We start from the raw sequence: 20,907 nt of genomic DNA, 5'->3' as shown, positions 1-20,907 counted from the left end.
CTGAAGGACATGGAAATCATTCTGAAGCCGATCATATCCGAAAAAATGACCGCAACCGGTGAAAAAATGAACCGGTATGGTTTTTTCGTACAAAAGAAGGCCAACAAGCTACAGATCAAAAAAGCAGTAGAACAATTATATGGTGTCCAGGTAAAAGAGGTCAACACCATGAATTATGACGGCAAGATAAAATCACGCGGCACCCGTTCGGGGGTACAACTTGGACGTACTGCTGATTTTAAAAAAGCGATCATTACGTTAGCTGAAGGTGAAACAATTGATTTTTACAGCAATATCTAGATAAATGGCTTTAAAAAAGTATAAACCGACAACTCCGGGTCAACGTTACAAGGTCATCAGTTCGTTTGACGACATTACAACGGGATCACCGGAAAAGTCCCTGCTGGAGCCTATCAAGAGCACCGGCGGCCGGAACAACCAGGGCAGAAGGTCTATGCGTTACATCGGTGGCGGTCATAAACAGCGCTATCGTTTGATTGACTGGAAACGCGACAAAGAAGGCATTCCTGCTACGGTCAATTCGATAGAGTACGATCCGAACCGGACTGCACGTATCGCCTTGCTCCATTATATCGATGGGGAGAAGAGATATATCATCGCCCCGCATGGATTAAAACTTGGTCAGCAGGTCTTATCCGGGAAAGGAACCTCGCCAGAGATCGGGAATACTCTTTACCTGAGTGAAGTGCCTTTTGGTACGATCATTCACAATATAGAGTTGCGGCCTGGTGAAGGTGCAAAAATGGCGCGCAGTGCCGGGTCATACGCCCAGTTCCTATCACGTGACGGGAAATATGCCATCATTAAATTGCCTTCCGGTGAAACCAGGATGATCCTTCAAACCTGCAAGGCAACGATCGGCATGGTTTCCAATACGGACCACAACCTGGAAAGCCACGGTAAAGCAGGCAGAAACCGCTGGCTGGGGCGCCGTCCCAGGGTTCGCGGAGTTGTTATGAACCCGGTCGACCATCCGATGGGCGGCGGTGAAGGTAAAGCTTCCGGTGGACACCCGCGGTCAAGGAAAGGCAAGTACGCCAAGGGACAGAAGACAAGGTCAAGGACCAAGGCTTCCAACAAGTACATCATTGAAAGAAGAAAAAAATAGAAACTAAATAATAAAAAGGAACAGGAATGGCACGATCACTGAAAAAAGGTCCTTACATCCACTATAAACTGGAGAAAAAAGTTCTCGATGCGGTGCAGAACAAGAAAAAAACCGTTATCAAGACATGGTCACGCGCATCGATGATCTCTCCGGACTTTGTGGGCCAGACTATCGCCGTTCATAACGGAAATAAGTTCATTCCGGTTTATGTAACCGAGAACATGGTTGGCCATAAACTGGGTGAGTTTGCCCCTACCCGAATTTTCAGGGGTCACTCCGGGAGTAAAGATAAAGGCAAAAAGTAAAGATATACGATCATGGGAGCACGTAAACGTCTAAGATCAGAAAAAAGCAAAGAGGCCCGAAAAAGCCAGTTCGGGGCTAAATTGATGAATTGCCCGACCTCACCGCGTAAAATGCGCCTGGTCGCTGAAATGATAAGGGGAGAGAAAGTGGAAATGGCACTTCATATGCTGGAGCATTCTCCGCAACAGGCTGCCGGCCGGTTAAGGAAATTACTCCTCTCTGCCATAGCCAACTGGCAGGTAAAAAATGAGGGTACCAAGCTTGAGGATAGCAACCTTTATGTTAAAACGGTCATGGTAGATGGCGGCAGGATGCTCAAAAGGGTTCAGCCGGCACCTCAGGGACGGGCATTCAGGGTTCGCAAGAGATCCAATCACGTTACCCTGACACTGGGAAGTCGTGTACAAGAAACTGAAAGCTAATCGATAACATAATATTTTTAACTGAATGGGACAAAAAACAAATCCAATAGGCCTGAGGCTGGGAATCATCCGGGGATGGGATTCAAACTGGTATGGTGGAAAAGATTTTAGCGCCAAACTGGTGGAAGATCAGCATATCCGTAATTACCTCAACGCCCGTTTGTCAAAGGCAGGGATTTCCAAAATCGTGATCGAAAGGACCCTGAAGCTGGTCACGGTCACTATTTTCACTGCACGACCGGGAATTATAATCGGGAAAGGTGGTCAGGAAGTTGATAAGCTTAAAGAAGAGCTCAAGAAACTGACCAAGAAAGAAATCCAGATTAACATTTCAGAGATAAAACGTCCCGAACTTGATGCAGTAATCGTGGCAGGCGCCATTGCCAAACAGATTGAAGGCAGGATATCATTCCGGAGAGCCATTAAGACCGCTATCTCATCGACAGTGAGAATGGGAGCTGAAGGTATTAAAGTGCAGATCTCCGGTCGTCTGGCCGGTGCGGAAATGGCCCGTAACGAACTTTATAAAGAAGGAAGAACGCCGCTTCATACCCTTCGTGCCGATATCGACTATGCCAAGGCGGAAGCGCATACAACCTATGGCAGGATCGGAATAAAAGTCTGGATCTGCAAGGGTGAAATATATGGTAAGCCGGAGATTGTGCCCATGGCAGGGGAGACGGCTAAAAAGCAGACCCCAAGGAAAGGCCCGAGGAGAAGGAGATAATAATCTGCTTAATTATCAGTAAACTGAAATTTTCAAGATCATGTTACAGCCAAAAAAGACGAAATACAGGAAGCAACAGAAGATGATCCCCAGGGGGACTGCCCAGCGGGGAAACCAGCTGGCTTTTGGCTCCTTCGGAATAAAATCATTGGAAACCTGTTGGATTACAGGACGGCAACTTGAAGCAGCCCGTCAGGCACTTACACGTCATATGAAACGTGAAGGCCAGATCTGGATCAGAATTTTCCCGGATAAGCCCATCACTAAAAAACCGGCTGAAGTCCGTATGGGTAAAGGAAAGGGGGCGCCTGAATATTTTGTGGCCCCGGTGACGCCCGGAAGGATCATGTTTGAAGCGGAGGGTGTGCCGATGGAAGTGGCAAAGGAAGCTTTGCGCCTTGCCGCCCAGAAACTTCCGGTGGCAACTAAGTTTATTGTGAGAAGAGATTATGTTGAAGAGTCAATCTAAAGCGTGATGAAACAAAAAGTGATCTTAGAAATGACCAATGAAGAGCTGAAAGAGCGATTGGAGGAAGAAAGAAAACAGCTCGTCAAGATGAAACTTGCACATGCAGTGTCCCCTCTTGATAATCCTCATAAAATGAAAGAATACAAGAGTACGGTGGCACGCCTGCTAACCGAACTCAAAAGAAGGGAAATTGAAGCTGGAAAAAATAAGTAATGTTCTTATGGAAAGAAATTTAAGAAAAGAACGTGTTGGCCTGGTCGTCAGCAATAAGATGGAAAAATCCATCGTGGTCCAGATCGAAAGAAAGGTCAAACATCCCATATACGGGAAATTTGTCCGCAAAACGACCAAGCTGGTCGCACATGATGAGCAAAATGCATGCGGCATCGGCGACACGGTCAAGATTATGGAAACCAGGCCGATCAGTAAAAATAAGTGTTGGAGATTAGTAGAAATCATTGAAAAGGCTAAGTAACCATGATACAGCAAGAATCCAGACTGACGGTTGCAGATAACAGCGGGGCAAAAGAAGTTCTTTGCATCCGCGTGTTAGGGGGCACAGCTAAAAGGTATGCCAGCATCGGCGATAAGATCGTCGTAACCGTTAAAAATGCTTTACCATCAGGTACTGTTAAAAAAGGTACCGTGATCAAAGCAGTGGTTGTTCGTACGACTAAAGAAATACGTCGGAACGATGGATCTTATATCCGTTTCGATGATAATGCCTGTGTGTTGCTCAATCCTGCCGGCGAAATGATCGGAACCCGTATTTTCGGGCCCGTTGCCAGGGAATTGAGGGACAAGCAGTATATGAAGATTGTTTCATTGGCTCCTGAAGTATTATAATATTTAAAAACATGCGTAGGAAATTGAATATTAAAAAGGGTGACACCGTGATGGTTATTGCCGGAGACTCAAAAGGCCAGCAAGGCCGGGTACTCATGGTTGATATCGAGAAAAGAAAGATCCTTGTGGAAGGCGTGAACATGGTTTCAAAACATGCGCGCCCGACCAACAAAACACCCAAAGGCGGGATCATCCAGAAGGAAGCCCCCATTCACATTTCAAACCTGAAAGTGATTGACGGAAGCGGTAAACCAACCCGGATCGGCCGTAAAATCGATGTGAAGACAAATAAAATGGTCCGTTATTCTAAAAAGTCAGGGGAGGTTATCAAGTAATGAAATACACACCGAGACTTAAGCAGAAATACCAGGATGAGATTGTGCCTGTGCTGATGAAAGAATTCAGTTACAAAAACATCATGCAGGTGCCAAGACTCAAGAAAATCGCGGTAAACCAGGGATTGGGCTCCGCTATTGTCGATAAAAAGCTTATCGACACTGGTATTGAAGAAATGTCAAATATAACCGGACAGCATGCCGTGGCAACCAAGTCGAAGAAAGACATCTCCAACTTCAAGTTGCGTCGCGATATGCCGATTGGTGTCAGGGTTACCCTTCGCGGGGTTCAGATGTATGAATTTCTCGACAGGTTGATATCCATTGCCATTCCACGTGTCCGCGACTTCAGGGGCATCAGTGACAAAGGATTCGATGGCCGTGGAAATTATACATTTGGTGTTACAGAACAGATCATCTTCACTGAGATCGATCTTGATAAAGTCAGTAAAATAAACGGGATGGATATCACCTTTGTGACTTCTGCCCGTACTGATAAAGAAGCCCATGCGCTGCTGAAAGAATTTGGTATACCCTTTAGAAAGTAATAAAAATAATAGCTTAAGATATGGCAAAAGAATCAATGAAGGCCAGGGAGGTCAAGCGACAAAAGATGGTTGACAGGTATGCAGCCAAAAGGGCCGCTTTAAAAGCAGCCGGTGATTATATCGGTTTGCAGAAACTTCCCAAGAACGCTTCGCCTATCCGCTTACACAATCGTTGTAAGTTGACCGGCAGGCCAAAAGGATATATCCGTCAATTCGGAATATCCAGGATAAATTTCCGGGAAATGGCCAACCAGGGTCTTATTCCGGGTGTTAAAAAAGCAAGTTGGTAAATATTAAATAAAGAAGAGCAATGACAGATCCGATTGCAGATTATTTGACCCGCATCCGGAATGCCGTGATGGCAAACCACAGGATCGTGGAGATCCCTACGTCCAACATTAAGAAGGATTTAACCAAGATCCTTTTTGAGCAAGGTTATATCCTGAATTATAAGTTCGATGAAGAAACCGGGCCTGGCCTGATTAAAATCGCCCTTAAATATCACCCTGTTACAAAACAACCTGCTATCAGTAACATGATAAGGGTAAGCAAACCTGGTCTCCGTAAATATTCAGACTCGGAAAGCATCCCCAGGGTGCTGAATGGATTGGGGATAGCCATCATCTCAACTTCCCATGGTGTGATGACTGATAAGGCAGCCAGGAAATTGAAAATTGGTGGAGAAGTTATTTGCTACGTAAGTTAAAACGATTTAGCATGTCAAGAATAGGAAAATTACCGATAAGCCTCCCGGAGGGAGTTCAGGTTAGTGTTTCGAAAGAGAATATCGTCACCGTCAAAGGTAAGAACGGAACTCTTCAACAACAGGTTAACCCTGAAATTAAAGTTGAGGTGGAAAATGGGCATATCTCCCTTTCCAGACCCAGCGATGAAAGACAACACCGGTCCATGCACGGGCTCTATCGCTCATTGCTGAGCAATATGGTAAAAGGCGTATCGGAAGGCTTTAAAACAACGCAGGAACTCATCGGCGTTGGTTATAAAGCCCAGGCTACAGGGCAACTGCTTGAGCTTACGCTGGGTTATTCACATTACATCGTAATTGAAATGCCACCCGAGATTAAAGTGGAAACTGTGAACGAACGTGGTAAAAACCCGACTATCATCATGACTTCTTGTGATAAACAGCTGATTGGCCAGGTTGCCGCAAAAATCCGGTCATTCAGGAAACCTGAGCCATACAAAGGCAAAGGGATCCGCTTTGTGGGTGAAGAAGTCAGGAGAAAAGCCGGAAAGGCTGCTGCCGAAAAGTAACATTAAATTAATTATCCGGAGGTTCAACATGAATTTAAGAACTGCTAAGAAAAATAATAAAAGAGACCACCGCCGACTGAGAATCAAACTCAGGATTCGGAAAGTTATAAGTGGTACTCCTGAAAGACCCAGATTGAGTGTTTTCAGAAGCAGCAAGCAAATTTATTGCCAGCTTATCGACGACATGGCCGGTCAGACCATGATAGCTGCTTCATCTAACGAAAAAGGCATTCTGGAAAAGAAAGGCACCAAGGTTGAAAAGGCAAAAATGGTCGGCCAGCTCATAGCTGAACGAGCTAAAGAACATGGTATTGAAACCATTGTATTCGATCGTAATGGTTACCTTTACCATGGAAGAGTGAAGGCATTGGCTGACGCAGCCCGCGTAGGAGGATTAAAATTTTAAAGAACTATGGCAAACGCAAACGTAAAAAGAGTTAAATCGAGCGAAATCGAATTTAAAGACCGACTGGTGAGTATCCAGCGCGTGACGAAAGTGACAAAAGGTGGACGTACTTTCAGTTTTTCAGCCATCGTGGTGGTAGGGAATGAAAACGGTGTGGTTGGCCATGGCCTTGGAAAAGCCAAAGAAGTTACTGCCGCGATTTCCAAAGGGATTGATGATGCCAAAAAGAACCTGATTAAGGTCCCGGTGCTGAATGGAACCGTCCCTCACGACCAGACCGGCACATACAGCGGTGCAGAAGTATTTATCAAGCCGGCAGCACCCGGAACCGGTGTGATTGCGGGAGGCGCCATGCGTGCCGTTTTTGAAAGCGTCGGAATTAAGGATGTGCTCGCCAAGTCAAAAGGATCGTCCAACCCTCATAGCGTGGTGAAGGCAACAATCAATGCCCTCTCGAAGATGCGTGATGCCCGCACGATCGCTCAACTCCGCGGTGTGACCCTGAATAAAGTTTTCAACGGTTAATGCTTTAAGAATAATAACTATGAAAAAGATTAGGATAACCCAGACAAGAAGCGGAATTGGCAAAACTATCCGCCAAAAACGCACGTTAGAAGCATTGGGGCTCAAAAGAATGCACTATAGCGTTGAACTGGAAGCTACACCCCAGGTTCTGGGCATGTGTAAAAAAGTGGAGCACCTGGTAAAAGTGGAAGAAATTTAATAATCATAAGATATTTATATAAGATGGATTTAAGTAATCTTAAACCGGCAAAAGGATCGACAAAGTCCAGTAAGCGTATAGGACGCGGACAAGGCTCCGGCAAAGGCGGTACTGCTACCCGTGGCCATAAAGGTGCCAAGTCGAGATCGGGATACAGCCAGAAAATCGGTTTTGAAGGAGGACAAATGCCCCTTCACAGAAGAGTCCCGAAATGGGGATTTAAAAACCGGAATCGTATTGAGTATCGTGGCATTAATGTAGATGTACTCCAGAAACTGTTTGAAAGTAAGAATATTACGGTAGTTGATCCTGAAATCTTGTACGCCAACGGCCTGATTAGTAAGAATGACCTTGTCAAGATACTGGGGCGCGGGGAAGTCACTGCAAAATTGGAAGTCAAAGCACACGCTTTCTCCGATAAAGCCAAAGAAGCGATCGAAGCTCAGGGTGGTGTTGCATCAATAATTTAAGACACTGATGAAAAGATTAATCAATACCTTAAGAAATATATATAAGATAGAGGATCTCCGGAAAAGAATCCTGTTTACCCTGGGGATCATCGTTATATATCGTCTTGGTTCTTATATAGTCCTGCCTGGAATAGACCCTAACATGCTGGAGCAGCTTCAAAGCAAGACTTCAAGCGGGCTTTTAGGGCTTCTTAGCATGTTCACCGGTGGAGCATTTTCCAATGCTTCTATTTTTGCCCTTGGGATCATGCCATACATCTCGGCATCTATCGTTATCCAGCTGCTGGGCATGGCCATACCTTACTTCCAGAAATTACAAAGGGAGGGTGAAAGCGGACGGAAAAGGATCAACCAGATGACCCGTTACCTGACTGTGGTAATCACTGCCTTCCAGGCGCCGGCTTACATCCGTGGCGTGATCATCGCGAACCTTTCTCCGGAAGCTATCGCACCATTCGACCCCAATGCCATTTCACCGTCAGCCTTTTTCTGGTTTTCTTCCATTGTTATGCTGGTAACCGGAACCATGTTCGTAATGTGGCTCGGCGAAAAAATTACTGATAAAGGGATCGGAAATGGTATCTCCCTCATCATTATGATCGGTATCATTGCCCGTCTGCCTTTTGCCCTTGCAGGTGAATTTGTCGCCCGTATGGAAATGAAGGGAGGAGGTTTGGTTTATTTCGTCATTGAGTTGGTTGCACTTGTGTTTATAATCCTGGCAACAATCCTTTTGGTTCAGGGGACCCGAAGAATACCTGTCCAGTACGCCAAACGGGTCATCGGGAACAAACAATATGGAGGTGTTCGTCAGTATATACCATTGAAAGTTAATGCAGCAGGCGTTATGCCGATCATCTTCGCGCAGGCAATCATGTTCCTGCCTATTACAATCGCCGGGTTTGCCAATACGGAAAGCATGTCGGCCTTTGCAGCTGCATTTGCTAATCCTTACGGATTATGGTACAACATGGTCTATTTCCTGCTGATTATCATGTTTACTTATTTTTATACGGCTATCACGGTTAATCCGAACCAGATGGCTGAAGACATGAAGAAGAACGGGGGATTTATTCCGGGAGTCAAACCGGGAAAGAGAACGGCGGAATTCATCGACAACGTTATGTCGAGGATTACCCTGCCGGGATCAATTTTCCTGGGGTTTGTCGCTATCATGCCTTCACTGGTCATCAACCTGGGCGTGAACTCGCAGTTTGCCTCATTTTTCGGGGGCACATCGCTGCTCATCCTTGTGGGAGTTGTGCTGGATACCCTGCAACAAATTGAAAGTCATTTGCTGATGCGTCATTATGATGGTCTGACCAAAACAGGCAGAATCAAGGGACGTACGGCTTATAATATGTAAGAATGATCTATTTCAAGTCGAAAGAAGAAATAGAGTTAATAAGGGAAAGTTCTTTACTTGTTGGAAAGACATTGGCCGAGGTAGCCAGGGTGATTGCACCGGGCGTGAAAACCATCAGCCTCGATAAACTGGCGGAAGATTTTATCCTCAGCAACGGTGGATCTCCCGGATTTAAGGGCTATAACGGGTTTCCGTTTACCCTGTGCATTTCAGTGAACGAGCAGGTGGTGCATGGTTTCCCGGGAGAAAGAGTACTCATGGAGGGTGATATTGTTTCTGTTGATTGTGGTGTGATCATGAACGGTTTTTATGGCGATTCAGCTTACACCTTCCCGGTTGGAAATATCCGGCCGGAAGTGCTTCAACTGCTGAAACGAACCAAAGAATCGCTTTACCTGGGGATAGAAATGGCTACAGACGGTAAACGCGTTGGAGATATCGGGTTTGCGGTTCAGAATTATGTGGAGGAATACGGTTACAGTGTGGTGAGAGACCTGGTGGGACATGGAGTTGGAAGAAATCTGCACGAAAAACCTGAAGTTCCGAATTATGGAAAGAGGGGGACCGGTATCAGGCTCAAGAAAGGTATGGTGATCGCAATTGAACCGATGATCAACCTCGGCGTGAAAAATGTCATACAGGAAAGTGACGGCTGGACAATTCGCACAGCCGACAGGATGCCTTCCGCACATTATGAACATACTGTTGCGGTTGGACCGGTGAAGGCCGAAATCCTTTCATCTTTCCAATACATCGAAGAAGAACTTACAAACCGTAGTATTGAACTAATTTGAAATAAATGGCTAAACAGGCTTCTATAGAACAAGACGGAACGGTCATTGAATCGTTAGGAAATGCCATGTTTCGCGTGGAACTGGAAAACGGGCATACCATAACAGCTCATATTTCCGGAAAAATGAGGATGCATTACATTAAAATATTACCAGGCGATAAAGTAAAACTTGAAATGTCGCCATACGATTTGACTAAAGGAAGAATAACTTACAGATACAAATAATTAAACAGACTGTTATGAAAGTCAGAGCATCAGTAAAGAAGCGATCAGCCGACTGCAAGATCGTCAGGAGGAAGGGAAGAGTTTATATTATTAATAAAAAGAACCCTAAACTGAAACAAAGACAAGGTTAATCAATTAATTCAAAATAGCATATGGCCAGAATTGCAGGAGTCGATATTCCTAAAAACAAACGCGGCGAGGTCAGCCTGACCTACATCTATGGTATTGGGCGCAGCAGTGCCCAGAAAATCCTGGAAAAAGCCGGCGTCGACTGGAACAAAAAGGTCCAGGATTGGACCGATGATGAGCAAAACAACATCCGTACCATCATTAACAATGAGTTTAAGGTGGAAGGTGCGCTTCGCTCCGAAATCCAATTGAACATTAAACGTCTTATGGACATTGGTACTTACCGTGGTATCCGGCACCGTCTTGGTTTGCCGTCACGCGGACAAAGCACCAAGAATAATGCCCGTACCCGTAAAGGGAAGAAAAAGACAGTCGCAAACAAGAAAAAAGCACCTAAAGGTTAAAAATAATTTTGCAGAATTATGGCTAAATCAACCAGAGCAGCAAAGAAAAGGATCGTTAAAGTCGACCCTTTGGGCAGGGCGTACATACACGCTTCTTTCAATAACATTATCATAACACTCACCAATAATACCGGGCAGGTTATCTCCTGGGCATCCGCCGGGAAAATGGGCTTCAAAGGCTCCAAGAAGAATACACCTTATGCCGCCCAAATGGCTGCCGAGGAGTGTTCCAAGGTTGCTTTTGACCAGGGGCTCAGAAAAGTGAAGGTTTATGTGAAAGGCCCGGGGGCAGGGCGTGAATCGGCCATCCGGACTATCCATACCGCGGGCATTGAAGTCTCGGAAATCCAGGATGTGACCCCGCTGCCGCACAACGGCTGCCGTCCGCCTAAAAGAAGAAGAGTATAACAGAATTTGTAAGCAATAATTTAATTTATTATAAAAAATGGCAAGATACAGAGGCCCTAAATCAAAGATCGCAAGAAGATTCAGGGAACCGATTTTCGGACCCGACAGGGCATTGGATAAAAAACCCTATCCGCCAGGCATCCACGGCTCATCACACCGCAGGAAAAAAGAATCTGAGTATGGAATCCAGCTTCAGGAAAAACAGAAGGCCAAATATACTTATGGTATCCTGGAACGCCAGTTCAGAAAGACTTTTGCACAAGCAGCCAAAAAGAAAGGCATCACTGGCGAAGTTCTCCTTCAATTGATCGAAGCCCGCCTTGACAATGTGGTCTACCGCCTGGGAATTGCCCCGACACGTCGTGCCGCGCGGCAATTAGTATCCCATCGCCATATTATTGTAAATGGAGAAGTGGCTAATATACCTTCTTACTCCCTTAAGGAGGGTGATATGGTCGGCGTCAGGGAAAAAGCCAAATCACTTGAAGTGATAACCGATGCACTGGCCTCACGGTCCAATAAATTTTCCTGGCTCGACTGGGACCAGGAAAAGCAACAGGGCAAATTCATGAACTATCCCCCGAGGGAGGAAATTCCTGAAAATATCCGGGAGCAACTCATCGTTGAGTTATACTCCAAATAATCACTTGAACTTTTTCATTCAATCCATAATAAAACAAATATGGCAGTATTAGCATTTCAAAAACCCGAAAAAGTCATCATGGTTGAAACCGATGCGTCAAAGGGTGTGTTCGAATTCAGACCTCTTGAGCCAGGTTTTGGCGTAACCATTGGAAATGCCCTGAGACGAATATTACTGTCGTCACTGGAGGGATTTGCCATTACCTCCATTAAAATTGATAGCGTGGCACACGAATTTTCTACCGTCAAAGGAGTGGTGGAAGATATCTCCGAAATTATCCTGAACCTGAAGAAGGTCAGGTTCAAACGCCAGATCGATACGGAAAACAGTGAAAAAGTTACCGTGGTCATTGGTGATCAGGATGTGTTCAGAGCAGGTGATATTAATAAATTTCTATCGGTATTCCAGGTGCTGAATCCTGAAATTGAGATTTGCCACCTCGATCCCGGGATCAAACTGACCATGGAAATCAATGTTGAAAAAGGCCGTGGATATGTTCCAAGCGAAGAGAATAAAATACTCAACGCTGACATAAGCACTATTTTTATCGATTCTATTCATACTCCCATCAGGAATGTGAAATTCCAGATCGATAACTACCGCGTCGAACAAAAAACCGATTACGAAAAACTTACAATCGAGATCGAAACCGACGGATCGGTCCAGCCAAAAGAAGCGTTGAAAGAGGCAGCAAAAATACTGATCCATCATTTCATGCTGTTTTCAGATGAGAAGATCACCCTTGATACAGAGGAGAAAGCCGTTGCGGAAGAATTTGATGAAAATTCACTGCATATCAGGCAATTGCTGAAAACCAAACTCGTTGATATGGACCTCAGCGTCAGGGCACTGAATTGCCTTAAAGCGGCAGACGTAGAGACCCTCGGCGACCTGGTGCAGTTTAATAAGAATGATCTGCTGAAATTCAGGAACTTTGGTAAAAAGTCCCTGACCGAACTGGAAGACCTGGTGAAAACCAAAGGACTCGAGTTTGGAATGAACGTAACAAAATACAAACTTGATAAGGAATAATTGCGATGAGACACGGAAAGAAATTTAATCACCTGAGTAGAAAAAGCCCTCACCGGAGAGCTATGCTGTCGAATATGGCAACATCGCTTATCATGCATAAACGGATCACCACAACGCTTGCAAAGGCTAAAGCCCTCAGAGTTTATGTTGAACCGCTCATTACCCGTTCCAAAGATGACACAACACACTCCAGAAGGGTGGTCTTTAGTTATTTGCAGAGTAAAGAGGCCGTCACTGAACTTTTCAGGGATATTTCTTTAAAAGTGGCCGAGAGGCCCGGTGGTTACACACGAATCATTAAACTGGGAACCCGGTTGGGCGACAATGCCGAAATGGCCATGATCGAGCTGGTCGACTTTAACCTCAATTTGCTGGGTGAAAAGGCAACCGTTAAAGCGAAAGGTACCCGCAGGGGAGGCAGAAGCGGTGCAGGCAAGAAAGGCGCTGAAGATGCTGTTGTGGCTTCAGCCGGTAAAGTGAAAGCCGGAAAGGACTCAGCTAAGAAAGAAGCGAAACCTGTTGCACCAGCACCGGCACCAGAAGAAAAAGCCGAAGAAGTCACTGATATAATTGAAGAATCCGGCCCGGTTGCTGAAGCCGAAGAAGAAACAAAAGCATGAGTGCAATAATAGATATCCATGCCCGTCAGATACTGGATTCCAGGGGCAATCCAACCATAGAAGTCGATCTGTTTACTGAATCAGGAATGAGTGGACGCGCTGCCATACCTTCCGGCGCCTCTACCGGTGTTCATGAAGCCGTGGAATTACGCGATGGCAATAAGAAAGAGTACCTTGGAAAAGGCGTCCTTAAAGCCGTTCATAATGTGAATAATGTGATTAAGGAAGAAATAGTGGGTATGCAGGTAACTGATCAGGGGGACATCGATAAGCGGATGATCGATCTGGATGGAACACCTAACAAAGGCCGCCTGGGTGCAAATGCCATCCTTGGCGTGTCATTGGCTGCTGCCAAAGCAGGCGCCACGGAAACAGGCCAGTATCTTTATCGCTATATCGGTGGCGTCAATGCAAACACCCTCCCAATCCCGATGATGAACATCCTTAACGGCGGTTCACATGCTGATAACAGCATCGACTTTCAGGAATTCATGATCATGCCGGTAGGAGCCGAAAATTTCAGTCAGGCACTGAGGATGGGAGCAGAAGTGTTTCATACGCTCAAAGGGGTCCTTAAAAAGAAAGGACACTCCACAAACGTGGGCGATGAAGGCGGATTCGCACCAAACCTCGGATCTAATGAAGAAGCTATCCAGGTGATTTTGGAAGCTATTGAAAAAGCCGGGTACAAAGCCGGTGAAGATATTTATATTGCCCTTGACCCGGCCGCTTCCGAGTATTTTATCACGGAAGAAAATGTTTACCATCTTAAAAAATCAACCGGTGAAAAACTGACTCCGGGCCAGATGGTTGACTTTTGGGACGGATGGGTAAAAAAATACCCGATCATTTCTTTAGAAGACGGAATGGCAGAAGACGATTGGGATGGCTGGAAACTGGTCACGGATAAACTCGGGAAAAAGATACAACTGGTTGGAGATGATCTCTTTGTAACCAATACGGAACGGCTTCAGCGTGGCATCAACGCTGGTGTTGCTAACTCAATCCTTATTAAAGTTAACCAGATCGGAACCCTGACGGAAACCATCAATGCGGTGAACATGGCTTATACCAATGCTTATACCGCGGTAATCAGCCATCGTTCCGGTGAAACCGAAGATGTTACCATCGCCGACCTTGCCGTTGCATTAAATACCGGCATGATCAAAACAGGATCTGCCTGCCGCTCAGAACGGATCGCCAAATACAACCAGTTGCTCCGCATCGAAGAGAAACTGGGGAATGCGGCCTATTATTTGGGGAAGGATTTTAAGTTCGTCCGGAAATAGTCCAGGGAGTAAAAAAACTAAATAATATTTCTATTTTTAATCAGGATTTTGTATCTTCGTTTCTAAATATATTTTAGAAATGAAATTCAATATCCTGGTTTTAGTTTTTGCACTTTTCTTCCTTCCATTCCAGAAGGTATTCACTCAAACCATACAAAATGATGTCATTGCTTCTGCTGGTGATACATATATTTTGGAAAACACCGAAATCTCCTGGACGCTGGGAGAAAGCAGCATAGAATCTTACCAGTCGGGCAATATCTCTATCAGCCAGGGATTCCACCAACCCATATTTAAATTTTTCGAAATACCTGAACAGGAGAACCCTGTTTTTCAGGCCAATATTTTTCCCAATCCCACCTGCAGGTTTATTCAGATCGAGCTGACAGGCATATCGGAAACGGAAAATTTCAGATTAATCCTGAGTGATATGATGGGTAAGGTATTGTTAAGCCAGCTCATTAATCCGGATAGTCATGATAAGATAGATCTTGTCGAATATTCCCAGGGGATATTGCTGTTAAAGATCATCCGGGTGAGCGATGGCAGGCAACGAACATTTAAAATTGTCAGGACAGGTTATTAACCAGCTTTATATTTTTAAAATGAAAAAGATAGCGCTTTTACCGGTCATTTTTCTTTGCGTTTCCCTCATCTGCAGTAGCCAGGTTCCCCATGCTTTCAAGTATCAAGCTGTGATAAGGGATACAACGGGTGTCGTTATTTCGAATCAATTGGTCAGCCTGCGGATTTCGCTCTTAAGAGGAGATATTAACGGCGAAGTCAGTTACAGCGAAATCCACGATGTGATAACCAATACCCTGGGGCTTGTCAACCTTGAAATCGGAAGAGGCTTAGTCGTTGCGGGCGAGTTTGCCCAGATTTCCTGGGGGGAGGATAATTATTTTATTCAATTGGAGATTGATATGCAAGGGGCGATGAACTATCAATTGCTCGGCACTTCGCAATTGCTGGCCGTTCCATATGCTTTGTACGCGGAGAAGTCAGGTTCCGGTTCCGATACAATCAAGTCACAATGGAAAGAATCCGGTGAAGGAATTTATTATGATGAAGGGAATGTAGGGATAAATCAGGCCGATCCGCAATACAGTCTAGACATGAGTGGGATGTTAAATGTCAATGGAGATGGCCGGGTTTCAAATACTTTCCAGGTTGGGCTGAATAATTTCAATGTGACTTCAGATGGCAAAGTGGGAATTGGAACTTCTTTACCTTTTTCCAATCTTCAAATAGAAGGTACTTCTGTTTATACCAGTAACAGGAGGTTTTTACAGATTCGGAATAATGCGACAGACGGTCATTCCGCAGTGATTCTCTGGATGAATGCAGGAACAGGTAATTCGTCAACATTTCTTGCCCATCACGCTGCGTCATATAGTCTGTATGATGGGAAATATTCTGAGACAAGCCAGCTTTGGAATGACGGGCGGGGATTATTTTTCAGGACAAGACCGGAAAGCAAGTTTATCTTCGAAACCTATGACGGGGGTCAGTATTCCATTCCGGTTGAAATAATGAGAATAACAGGAGATGGAAAAATAGGAATAGGAACAGAAAATCCTGAGGTGCCTCTTCAAATAGAAGGCAGATCCTATAACGAAGATGGAAGGAATTTCCTTTTTCTTAAGAATAATTCAACAGACGGTTTTTCCTGTGTTTACGTGAAACTGAAATCGGGTGATGGAAATAGTTCCACTGATCTGACACACCATTCAGATTCATATTCCATCTTTGGAGGCAAATATGCAGGCACATCAGCTCTTTGGAATAGCGGGAACGGGTTGATTTTAAGAACAAACCCTGAGGGAAGGATCAGTTTTGAAACGACTGATCGTGACGGAAGATCGTTTTCAGAGCTTATGAGAATTACAGGTGATGGAAAAATAGGATTGGGAACCGAAAACCCGGAAGCAGTGGTCCAGGTTGAGGGAGAGTCTGTTGGCCAATCCGGGAGGAATTTTCTTTGGCTTAAGAATAATTCAACCGATAACTTTTCCACGGTTTGGCTGCAGTTGAGTTCAGGGGATGATTCGAGAACAACACTTCAACACCGGGGAGATTATTATACACTTTATGGTGACGAATGGCGCCAGACCGCATTATTATGGAACGAAGGCAAAGGATTGATTTTTAGGACATCCTTACCTGGCAAGATTTATTTTGAATTTTATGATGGCCAAACTATCCATGAAACAGCCCGTTTCACCAGCGATGGCAGATTGGGCATTGGAACCAAGGATCCGCAAAGGACTCTCCATATAAATGATGTTATGCGCCTCGAACCCCGTTCAACTCCTCCTGAAAACCCCGCTGAAGGCGATATTTACATGGATAGCTCTGATCACCGGTTGAAAGTATTTGACGGGACAACCTGGCAGTCGTGCTGGTAGAAACAGGAAAATTTTTCAACCTCAGATTCAATCCCTTTTATTTATTCCTGAATCCATTTTTTTAATTTTAAGAGATACTGGTTTGTCTCCGGAGAAAGCCGGAAAATAATGACAGGTAAGACAAACAGTATCAGAATTACTGAACTCCTGAGGATCAAATCGAGGTAGAGATTGCTTTTCGCCGGAATTATATAACCTATCAGGTATGCAAACAGGCTGATCCCGATGATTAATAGAAAGCGAGAATTAAATGGTTGCAGATTGAATTTTTTAAACAAAAGGAAATGTCTCATCATATTGCTTATTATCTTGGATATCAGCGTGGCTAAAGCGGCACCGGGTAATCCCCATAAAGGAATCAGCAAATAATTGGTTATAACTATTAATACGACCAGTATCAGGACAATATAAGCCTGGTATTTATAATAAACGGAGTTGGCAAGAATAAAGGAGCTTGTTCCTGTTGACATATCCGATAAAAATGCCAGCCCAATAAACAAGATTACATATTTGCCTGTTGCGAATTCCGGTGGCAGAATAGTCAATATATTGTCAATATTTCCCCAGATGCCGACGAGGATGAGACACCCGATCAAAAACTGATTTATGCTGCTGCGGTAATAATTTTCCCTGACATTGTGAAGATCATTTTCTTTCCAGTGCTGAGCAATGATTGGATCTGAGATTTTTGCAAGAGCCCTTGATGGAATGGATACCAGGGTGGCAAAATAAGCCATCGTAGTATAGACACCGGTTGCACTTAATCCCAAAAACCGTTCAACCATGATCCTATCGATATTGAGAACAATCAAACCTGTAAATCCAATAATAATCCCGTAAATGCCAATGTCGATAAAAAGCTTCCGGTTTTCACGGATTTTATTATCAAATACAACTTTAATGCGAAATTCCTTTTTCCTGAGAAGTATCACCGGAAGTATCACAGAAGGCAAACAAACAGCAACAACAAATAATTGAGCATAGGAATGAAATGATATCATTTTGAAGATAAACGGCAGGATGAAAAGCAATATCAGAATGCGTTGGACAAATTCCTTAAGAATCAAACCGCCCAGGGCATCAAAAAGTGCCGTGTTGAATGAATCTGCGAGAAAATAAAGGAAAGTGAAGAAAATCAGCGGATAAAGATAGTTGATATAGCTGATGAATAATTCTGATGATTCTTTGGAGTTGTTGATTATGATGTCTCTGAGGAAAGTGAATGATATGAAGGCAAGTATCAGCCCAACAATGGAAATCAGAATGACTATAAAGAAAAAGCCATAATGGTATTTCTCCCTGTTTTTATATTGTGGAAATAACATGATGTTAATCCTTCCTGTTCCTAAAGTGGCAAACTGACCAAAAATCAGTGAATAAGAAAGGAGAATGCCAAATAGGCCTATTTCGGAACTGGATAAAAACCTGGGAAATATTAATGCTGAAGTAACAAACCCTATTGCAACTCCCGCAAAAGTGAATATTGTTCCAGATATGGCCTGCTTTTGAATTATGCCCACTATTTCAGCGAATTAAACATTTGAGGCGAATATACCAACTTTAACTGTTTTGGTGATATTAATCTTTCGTATAATGCTTTTTACCAAAGAATTTTGCAAGTCCTTCGACATCCGTCTTGAAAAAGCTTAATACAATTCCTGTAATTGACCGAAGGACCCATAATGGTTCATTAATGCTTCCGGTTCTGATCGCAGTCAAATAATCATGTCTTGCCTCATTGAATTTTTTCCGGATCAGGTTATACCTGCCTGACCTGGAATAGGCAATTGACAGATACCGTTTATGATAACTGTGAATTTGATTTTTTCTTGTAAACCACTTTATATTTTCCTGGCCTGCTTTCTCATCTAAAAATTTAATTACAGTCTGATAGTATTTCTCCCGGATAAGCGCGGGATAAGTCTTCGTAACCTGGTTTGCATAAGTTCTGTAGCTTCCTAAAATTTTCGGTAAAAAATGGAATTTCCCGATTAATGAAAGTTCAAGAAGTGTATCCAGGTCAACAGATGCTAATCCCTGTTTAAATCCCCCTATTTTTTCCAATATTTGCCTTTTAACGCCAATAGTTAAAGCAGGCACCCTGTCTTCAAACAAAATAACATTTAAAATGCTGCCGATAGGATCATTATTATAATAAATTTCATCCGGGACGCCTGTTTCAGGAATTGTATTGAATACAAGTTTAGGATCAGAGCCAATTACCTTTGCGCGGCCGTAACAAAGAATTACTTCAGGATTATTTTGGAAAGCATTGATCTGTAATTCAAGTTTTTCGGGTTCCCATAAATCATCACCCTCAAGGATAAAGACATATTCACCCCTGGAAAGAGCTAGCGCTTTATTATAGGTTTCGCCAATCCGGAAAATTCCTACATTTTCCTGGTCAGCAAGCAAAATCCTTTTATCTTTTTCAGAATAGGATCTGGCAATTTCCAGGGTTTGGTCTGTACTGCCATCGTTAATGATGATCATCTCCCAGTTAACGTATGTCTGGGCTAAAACAGATTCGATACAGGCGCTGATGTATGTGGAATGATTGTATGTCGGGGTTATAATAGATGCTAATGGTTTAAATGTATTCATTATCAGATGGTTGATATTGTCAAATTGCGGCAAGGACTAACTAGTAATCGATTCATAATTCAAAATTATTCTTTTTCTTTTATTATAAACGGCTCTTTTTATGACCATGGCGAGACTATTAGGAAATTATCGGAAAACATATTCGTCCTATTAAAGGAGGAAATTCATACTTTCGCAAAGTGATCCTTTGCAATTCATTAAGATTTATTATGGAAAAACAAATGTCTGATTTAGAAAAGTACTTTAAAAACAATGATAAAAGATTGATCCAAAAATGGAATCATTATTTTGATATTTATGATCGCCATTTCAATCGATTCCGGGGTAAAGAAAGTGTTATTCTTGAAATTGGTGTTTTTCATGGAGGAAGTCTTCAAATGTGGAAAGACTATTTTGGTAAAAAAGCAAGAATATATGGGATTGATTTAAATCCAAAATGTAAAAAGCTTGAAGAAGAAAATATTGAAATCTTCATTGGGTCCCAATCTGACCGAAAGTTTTTGAGAAAAATAAAAGAATTAATCCCTCCAATTGATATTCTAATAGATGATGGAGGACATACTATGACTCAACAAATAGTAAGTTATGAAGAATTATTCAGTCATATAAAGAGTGATGGTGTTTACTTATGTGAGGATTTACATACTTCATATAGGGTAAAATATGGTGGAGGCTATAAAAGAATGAATACATATATAGAATACAGTAAAAATTTTATCGATTATTTGAATGCATTTCATTCGGAACAAAGAAACTTAAAAGTAAATTCATTCACAAAGACTGTTGATTCTATCCATTATTATGACAGTGTAATTGTGATTGAGAAAAGATTAAAAGAAGAGCCCTTTCAACTAAAGACGGGGCATCCATCCTTTCAAGATGAAATATCTGATACAAATTTTTTCAGTAATTTAAAGATTGTATGTAACCCTTCGGTCTGATGCGTCTTGACTCGTAACGCAAAATTAGTTTTATTTCCGGGGTTTTTATTTCAGATTCTGCGGAAGCAGTTCTTCAAGGCGTTGGATAGAGTGATCCGGGATGCGGGTGAGGACTTTGGTGAGCCAGTCGAACGGCTCGATGTTGTTGATTTTGCAGGTAGCAAAGAAAGAATACATAATGGCTGCTCGCTGGGCACCTTCGTGCGAACCTGCAAACAAATAATTTTTCCTGCCCAGCTTATGGAAAGTTTTACATAAGCTGGGTTATGCACAGTAAATCATTATGTAAAGCAACATAGCATCATATTGCTTAATATCTGACAGTTATCATTTGAAATACTTATAAATACTTTCCATAATAGTTGAACCTATTTTTGTACAGGTG

General features: G+C 43.3%; 33 protein-coding genes and 1 pseudogene. 31 read left to right on the top strand and 3 right to left on the bottom strand.

The genetic code is table 11. The annotated features are described in order from the left end of the window. Positions 1-9: 9 nt before the first annotated feature. The 30 genes from rplW to M0Q51_14635 all read left to right on the top strand — a co-directional run bounded on the left by rplW (position 10) and on the right by M0Q51_14635 (position 16,977). Complete coding sequence (gene rplW, locus M0Q51_14780; protein ID MCK9401241.1) at positions 10-300, top strand: 50S ribosomal protein L23; 291 nt, start codon at positions 10-12, stop codon at positions 298-300. A gap of 4 nt (positions 301-304) precedes the next feature. Continuing rightward, on the top strand, positions 305-1,129 hold the full coding sequence (rplB, locus tag M0Q51_14775) for a 50S ribosomal protein L2 (protein ID MCK9401240.1): 825 nt from the start codon (positions 305-307) through the stop codon (positions 1,127-1,129). 26 nt (positions 1,130-1,155) lie between these two features. Beyond that, on the top strand, positions 1,156-1,434 hold the full coding sequence (gene rpsS, locus M0Q51_14770; GenBank protein ID MCK9401239.1) for a 30S ribosomal protein S19: 279 nt from the start codon (positions 1,156-1,158) through the stop codon (positions 1,432-1,434). Positions 1,435-1,446: 12 nt separating this feature from the next. Further along, the gene (gene rplV / locus M0Q51_14765) at positions 1,447-1,857 is read left to right on the top strand and encodes a 50S ribosomal protein L22 (GenBank protein ID MCK9401238.1); all 411 of its coding nucleotides are present in this window, start codon (positions 1,447-1,449) and stop codon (positions 1,855-1,857) included. 25 nt (positions 1,858-1,882) lie between these two features. Further along, positions 1,883-2,584, top strand: a complete 702-nt coding sequence (gene rpsC, locus M0Q51_14760; protein MCK9401237.1) for a 30S ribosomal protein S3 — start codon at positions 1,883-1,885, stop codon at positions 2,582-2,584. A 40-nt stretch (positions 2,585-2,624) separates the two neighbouring features. Then, positions 2,625-3,053, top strand: a complete 429-nt coding sequence (gene rplP / locus M0Q51_14755; protein ID MCK9401236.1) for a 50S ribosomal protein L16 — start codon at positions 2,625-2,627, stop codon at positions 3,051-3,053. Positions 3,054-3,059: 6 nt separating this feature from the next. Next, the gene (gene rpmC, locus M0Q51_14750) at positions 3,060-3,266 is read left to right on the top strand and encodes a 50S ribosomal protein L29 (GenBank protein MCK9401235.1); all 207 of its coding nucleotides are present in this window, start codon (positions 3,060-3,062) and stop codon (positions 3,264-3,266) included. A 7-nt stretch (positions 3,267-3,273) separates the two neighbouring features. After that, a complete protein-coding gene (gene rpsQ / locus M0Q51_14745; GenBank protein MCK9401234.1) occupies positions 3,274-3,528 on the top strand; it encodes a 30S ribosomal protein S17 in 255 nt (84 codons plus the stop codon). A gap of 2 nt (positions 3,529-3,530) precedes the next feature. Then, positions 3,531-3,899 carry a 50S ribosomal protein L14 gene (gene rplN / locus M0Q51_14740; GenBank protein MCK9401233.1) on the top strand — a complete coding sequence of 123 codons (369 nt, stop codon included), beginning with the start codon at positions 3,531-3,533 and terminating at the stop codon, positions 3,897-3,899. Positions 3,900-3,910: 11 nt separating this feature from the next. Further along, positions 3,911-4,234 (top strand): 50S ribosomal protein L24, encoded by a 324-nt coding sequence (gene rplX, locus M0Q51_14735; GenBank protein ID MCK9401232.1) that lies wholly within the window; start codon positions 3,911-3,913, stop codon positions 4,232-4,234. Beyond that, a complete protein-coding gene (gene rplE, locus M0Q51_14730) occupies positions 4,234-4,782 on the top strand; it encodes a 50S ribosomal protein L5 (protein ID MCK9401231.1) in 549 nt (182 codons plus the stop codon). The genes rplX and rplE overlap by 1 nt, the downstream gene beginning before the upstream one ends. A gap of 20 nt (positions 4,783-4,802) precedes the next feature. After that, positions 4,803-5,072, top strand: a complete 270-nt coding sequence (gene rpsN, locus M0Q51_14725; GenBank protein MCK9401230.1) for a 30S ribosomal protein S14 — start codon at positions 4,803-4,805, stop codon at positions 5,070-5,072. A 20-nt stretch (positions 5,073-5,092) separates the two neighbouring features. Continuing rightward, positions 5,093-5,488 carry a 30S ribosomal protein S8 gene (gene rpsH / locus M0Q51_14720; protein ID MCK9401229.1) on the top strand — a complete coding sequence of 132 codons (396 nt, stop codon included), beginning with the start codon at positions 5,093-5,095 and terminating at the stop codon, positions 5,486-5,488. Between the two features lie 11 nt (positions 5,489-5,499). After that, positions 5,500-6,057 (top strand): 50S ribosomal protein L6, encoded by a 558-nt coding sequence (rplF, locus tag M0Q51_14715; protein ID MCK9401228.1) that lies wholly within the window; start codon positions 5,500-5,502, stop codon positions 6,055-6,057. A 28-nt stretch (positions 6,058-6,085) separates the two neighbouring features. Further along, positions 6,086-6,463 (top strand): 50S ribosomal protein L18, encoded by a 378-nt coding sequence (rplR, locus tag M0Q51_14710; GenBank protein MCK9401227.1) that lies wholly within the window; start codon positions 6,086-6,088, stop codon positions 6,461-6,463. A gap of 6 nt (positions 6,464-6,469) precedes the next feature. Beyond that, positions 6,470-6,988, top strand: coding sequence for a 30S ribosomal protein S5 (rpsE, locus tag M0Q51_14705; protein ID MCK9401226.1), 519 nt, complete (start codon positions 6,470-6,472; stop codon positions 6,986-6,988). A gap of 19 nt (positions 6,989-7,007) precedes the next feature. Next, positions 7,008-7,187, top strand: a complete 180-nt coding sequence (gene rpmD, locus M0Q51_14700) for a 50S ribosomal protein L30 (GenBank protein ID MCK9401225.1) — start codon at positions 7,008-7,010, stop codon at positions 7,185-7,187. A 23-nt stretch (positions 7,188-7,210) separates the two neighbouring features. Further along, the gene (rplO, locus tag M0Q51_14695; GenBank protein MCK9401224.1) at positions 7,211-7,657 is read left to right on the top strand and encodes a 50S ribosomal protein L15; all 447 of its coding nucleotides are present in this window, start codon (positions 7,211-7,213) and stop codon (positions 7,655-7,657) included. Between the two features lie 7 nt (positions 7,658-7,664). Next, positions 7,665-9,023, top strand: a complete 1,359-nt coding sequence (gene secY / locus M0Q51_14690) for a preprotein translocase subunit SecY (GenBank protein ID MCK9401223.1) — start codon at positions 7,665-7,667, stop codon at positions 9,021-9,023. Between the two features lie 2 nt (positions 9,024-9,025). Further along, the gene (gene map, locus M0Q51_14685) at positions 9,026-9,817 is read left to right on the top strand and encodes a type I methionyl aminopeptidase (GenBank protein MCK9401222.1); all 792 of its coding nucleotides are present in this window, start codon (positions 9,026-9,028) and stop codon (positions 9,815-9,817) included. Between the two features lie 5 nt (positions 9,818-9,822). Next, complete coding sequence (gene infA / locus M0Q51_14680; GenBank protein MCK9401221.1) at positions 9,823-10,041, top strand: translation initiation factor IF-1; 219 nt, start codon at positions 9,823-9,825, stop codon at positions 10,039-10,041. A 14-nt stretch (positions 10,042-10,055) separates the two neighbouring features. Beyond that, on the top strand, positions 10,056-10,172 hold the full coding sequence (gene ykgO / locus M0Q51_14675) for a type B 50S ribosomal protein L36 (protein MCK9401220.1): 117 nt from the start codon (positions 10,056-10,058) through the stop codon (positions 10,170-10,172). Positions 10,173-10,193: 21 nt separating this feature from the next. Further along, positions 10,194-10,574 carry a 30S ribosomal protein S13 gene (gene rpsM, locus M0Q51_14670; protein ID MCK9401219.1) on the top strand — a complete coding sequence of 127 codons (381 nt, stop codon included), beginning with the start codon at positions 10,194-10,196 and terminating at the stop codon, positions 10,572-10,574. A gap of 18 nt (positions 10,575-10,592) precedes the next feature. Next, positions 10,593-10,982: a 30S ribosomal protein S11 gene (rpsK, locus tag M0Q51_14665; GenBank protein MCK9401218.1), complete on the top strand. Its 390-nt coding sequence runs from the start codon at positions 10,593-10,595 to the stop codon at positions 10,980-10,982. Between the two features lie 37 nt (positions 10,983-11,019). Next, positions 11,020-11,625 (top strand): 30S ribosomal protein S4, encoded by a 606-nt coding sequence (rpsD, locus tag M0Q51_14660; GenBank protein MCK9401217.1) that lies wholly within the window; start codon positions 11,020-11,022, stop codon positions 11,623-11,625. Positions 11,626-11,664: 39 nt separating this feature from the next. Beyond that, a complete protein-coding gene (locus M0Q51_14655; protein ID MCK9401216.1) occupies positions 11,665-12,657 on the top strand; it encodes a DNA-directed RNA polymerase subunit alpha in 993 nt (330 codons plus the stop codon). 5 nt (positions 12,658-12,662) lie between these two features. Beyond that, entirely contained in the window at positions 12,663-13,277 is a 615-nt protein-coding gene (gene rplQ / locus M0Q51_14650; protein MCK9401215.1) for a 50S ribosomal protein L17, read from the top strand. Beyond that, a complete protein-coding gene (gene eno, locus M0Q51_14645; GenBank protein ID MCK9401214.1) occupies positions 13,274-14,566 on the top strand; it encodes a phosphopyruvate hydratase in 1,293 nt (430 codons plus the stop codon). The genes rplQ and eno overlap by 4 nt, the downstream gene beginning before the upstream one ends. Before the next feature lie 79 nt (positions 14,567-14,645). Next, positions 14,646-15,152: a T9SS type A sorting domain-containing protein gene (locus tag M0Q51_14640; GenBank protein ID MCK9401213.1), complete on the top strand. Its 507-nt coding sequence runs from the start codon at positions 14,646-14,648 to the stop codon at positions 15,150-15,152. A 19-nt stretch (positions 15,153-15,171) separates the two neighbouring features. Next, the gene (locus M0Q51_14635) at positions 15,172-16,977 is read left to right on the top strand and encodes a hypothetical protein (GenBank protein ID MCK9401212.1); all 1,806 of its coding nucleotides are present in this window, start codon (positions 15,172-15,174) and stop codon (positions 16,975-16,977) included. Positions 16,978-17,018: 41 nt separating this feature from the next. Here M0Q51_14635 and M0Q51_14630 read toward each other — a convergent pair whose 3' ends face one another. Then, positions 17,019-18,497 carry a polysaccharide biosynthesis C-terminal domain-containing protein gene (locus tag M0Q51_14630; GenBank protein MCK9401211.1) on the bottom strand — a complete coding sequence of 493 codons (1,479 nt, stop codon included), beginning with the start codon at positions 18,495-18,497 and terminating at the stop codon, positions 17,019-17,021. 58 nt (positions 18,498-18,555) lie between these two features. Beyond that, positions 18,556-19,581: a glycosyltransferase gene (locus M0Q51_14625; protein ID MCK9401210.1), complete on the bottom strand. Its 1,026-nt coding sequence runs from the start codon at positions 19,579-19,581 to the stop codon at positions 18,556-18,558. 209 nt (positions 19,582-19,790) lie between these two features. On the opposite strand from M0Q51_14625, the gene M0Q51_14620 reads away from it, so the two are divergent. After that, positions 19,791-20,522: a class I SAM-dependent methyltransferase gene (locus M0Q51_14620; GenBank protein MCK9401209.1), complete on the top strand. Its 732-nt coding sequence runs from the start codon at positions 19,791-19,793 to the stop codon at positions 20,520-20,522. Between the two features lie 108 nt (positions 20,523-20,630). Here the strand turns inward: M0Q51_14620 and M0Q51_14615 are convergent. Then, positions 20,631-20,759 (bottom strand): annotated as a pseudogene (locus tag M0Q51_14615) (IS66 family transposase). Positions 20,760-20,907: the final 148 nt, after the last annotated feature.

It is taken from the genome of Bacteroidales bacterium, from assembly GCA_023229505.1.
Lineage (GTDB): Bacteria > Bacteroidota > Bacteroidia > Bacteroidales > JAGOPY01 > JAGOPY01.
This window is presented reverse-complemented; position numbering and strand designations above follow the sequence as displayed.

Bases quoted from the DNA above. Each gene is read 5' to 3' on its own strand.
- rplO (MCK9401224.1), top strand. From the start codon at position 7,211: ATGGATTTAAGTAATCTTAAACCGGCAAAAGGATCGACAAAGTCCAGT.
- rplP (MCK9401236.1), top strand. From the start codon at position 2,625: ATGTTACAGCCAAAAAAGACGAAATACAGGAAGCAACAGAAGATGATC.
- rplB (MCK9401240.1), top strand. From the start codon at position 305: ATGGCTTTAAAAAAGTATAAACCGACAACTCCGGGTCAACGTTACAAG.
- rpmC (MCK9401235.1), top strand. From the start codon at position 3,060: ATGAAACAAAAAGTGATCTTAGAAATGACCAATGAAGAGCTGAAAGAG.
- rpsK (MCK9401218.1), top strand. From the start codon at position 10,593: ATGGCTAAATCAACCAGAGCAGCAAAGAAAAGGATCGTTAAAGTCGAC.
- ykgO (MCK9401220.1), top strand. From the start codon at position 10,056: ATGAAAGTCAGAGCATCAGTAAAGAAGCGATCAGCCGACTGCAAGATC.
- rpmD (MCK9401225.1), top strand. From the start codon at position 7,008: ATGAAAAAGATTAGGATAACCCAGACAAGAAGCGGAATTGGCAAAACT.
- M0Q51_14625 (MCK9401210.1), bottom strand. From the start codon at position 19,581: ATGAATACATTTAAACCATTAGCATCTATTATAACCCCGACATACAAT.
- rplF (MCK9401228.1), top strand. From the start codon at position 5,500: ATGTCAAGAATAGGAAAATTACCGATAAGCCTCCCGGAGGGAGTTCAG.
- eno (MCK9401214.1), top strand. From the start codon at position 13,274: ATGAGTGCAATAATAGATATCCATGCCCGTCAGATACTGGATTCCAGG.
- M0Q51_14620 (MCK9401209.1), top strand. From the start codon at position 19,791: ATGGAAAAACAAATGTCTGATTTAGAAAAGTACTTTAAAAACAATGAT.
- rpsE (MCK9401226.1), top strand. From the start codon at position 6,470: ATGGCAAACGCAAACGTAAAAAGAGTTAAATCGAGCGAAATCGAATTT.
- rpsQ (MCK9401234.1), top strand. From the start codon at position 3,274: ATGGAAAGAAATTTAAGAAAAGAACGTGTTGGCCTGGTCGTCAGCAAT.
- infA (MCK9401221.1), top strand. From the start codon at position 9,823: ATGGCTAAACAGGCTTCTATAGAACAAGACGGAACGGTCATTGAATCG.
- rplN (MCK9401233.1), top strand. From the start codon at position 3,531: ATGATACAGCAAGAATCCAGACTGACGGTTGCAGATAACAGCGGGGCA.
- rplW (MCK9401241.1), top strand. From the start codon at position 10: ATGGAAATCATTCTGAAGCCGATCATATCCGAAAAAATGACCGCAACC.
- M0Q51_14640 (MCK9401213.1), top strand. From the start codon at position 14,646: ATGAAATTCAATATCCTGGTTTTAGTTTTTGCACTTTTCTTCCTTCCA.
- M0Q51_14635 (MCK9401212.1), top strand. From the start codon at position 15,172: ATGAAAAAGATAGCGCTTTTACCGGTCATTTTTCTTTGCGTTTCCCTC.
- rpsC (MCK9401237.1), top strand. From the start codon at position 1,883: ATGGGACAAAAAACAAATCCAATAGGCCTGAGGCTGGGAATCATCCGG.
- rplE (MCK9401231.1), top strand. From the start codon at position 4,234: ATGAAATACACACCGAGACTTAAGCAGAAATACCAGGATGAGATTGTG.
- map (MCK9401222.1), top strand. From the start codon at position 9,026: ATGATCTATTTCAAGTCGAAAGAAGAAATAGAGTTAATAAGGGAAAGT.
- secY (MCK9401223.1), top strand. From the start codon at position 7,665: ATGAAAAGATTAATCAATACCTTAAGAAATATATATAAGATAGAGGAT.
- rpsD (MCK9401217.1), top strand. From the start codon at position 11,020: ATGGCAAGATACAGAGGCCCTAAATCAAAGATCGCAAGAAGATTCAGG.
- rpsM (MCK9401219.1), top strand. From the start codon at position 10,194: ATGGCCAGAATTGCAGGAGTCGATATTCCTAAAAACAAACGCGGCGAG.
- rpsH (MCK9401229.1), top strand. From the start codon at position 5,093: ATGACAGATCCGATTGCAGATTATTTGACCCGCATCCGGAATGCCGTG.
- rpsN (MCK9401230.1), top strand. From the start codon at position 4,803: ATGGCAAAAGAATCAATGAAGGCCAGGGAGGTCAAGCGACAAAAGATG.
- rplV (MCK9401238.1), top strand. From the start codon at position 1,447: ATGGGAGCACGTAAACGTCTAAGATCAGAAAAAAGCAAAGAGGCCCGA.
- rplQ (MCK9401215.1), top strand. From the start codon at position 12,663: ATGAGACACGGAAAGAAATTTAATCACCTGAGTAGAAAAAGCCCTCAC.
- rplR (MCK9401227.1), top strand. From the start codon at position 6,086: ATGAATTTAAGAACTGCTAAGAAAAATAATAAAAGAGACCACCGCCGA.
- rplX (MCK9401232.1), top strand. From the start codon at position 3,911: ATGCGTAGGAAATTGAATATTAAAAAGGGTGACACCGTGATGGTTATT.
- rpsS (MCK9401239.1), top strand. From the start codon at position 1,156: ATGGCACGATCACTGAAAAAAGGTCCTTACATCCACTATAAACTGGAG.
- M0Q51_14655 (MCK9401216.1), top strand. From the start codon at position 11,665: ATGGCAGTATTAGCATTTCAAAAACCCGAAAAAGTCATCATGGTTGAA.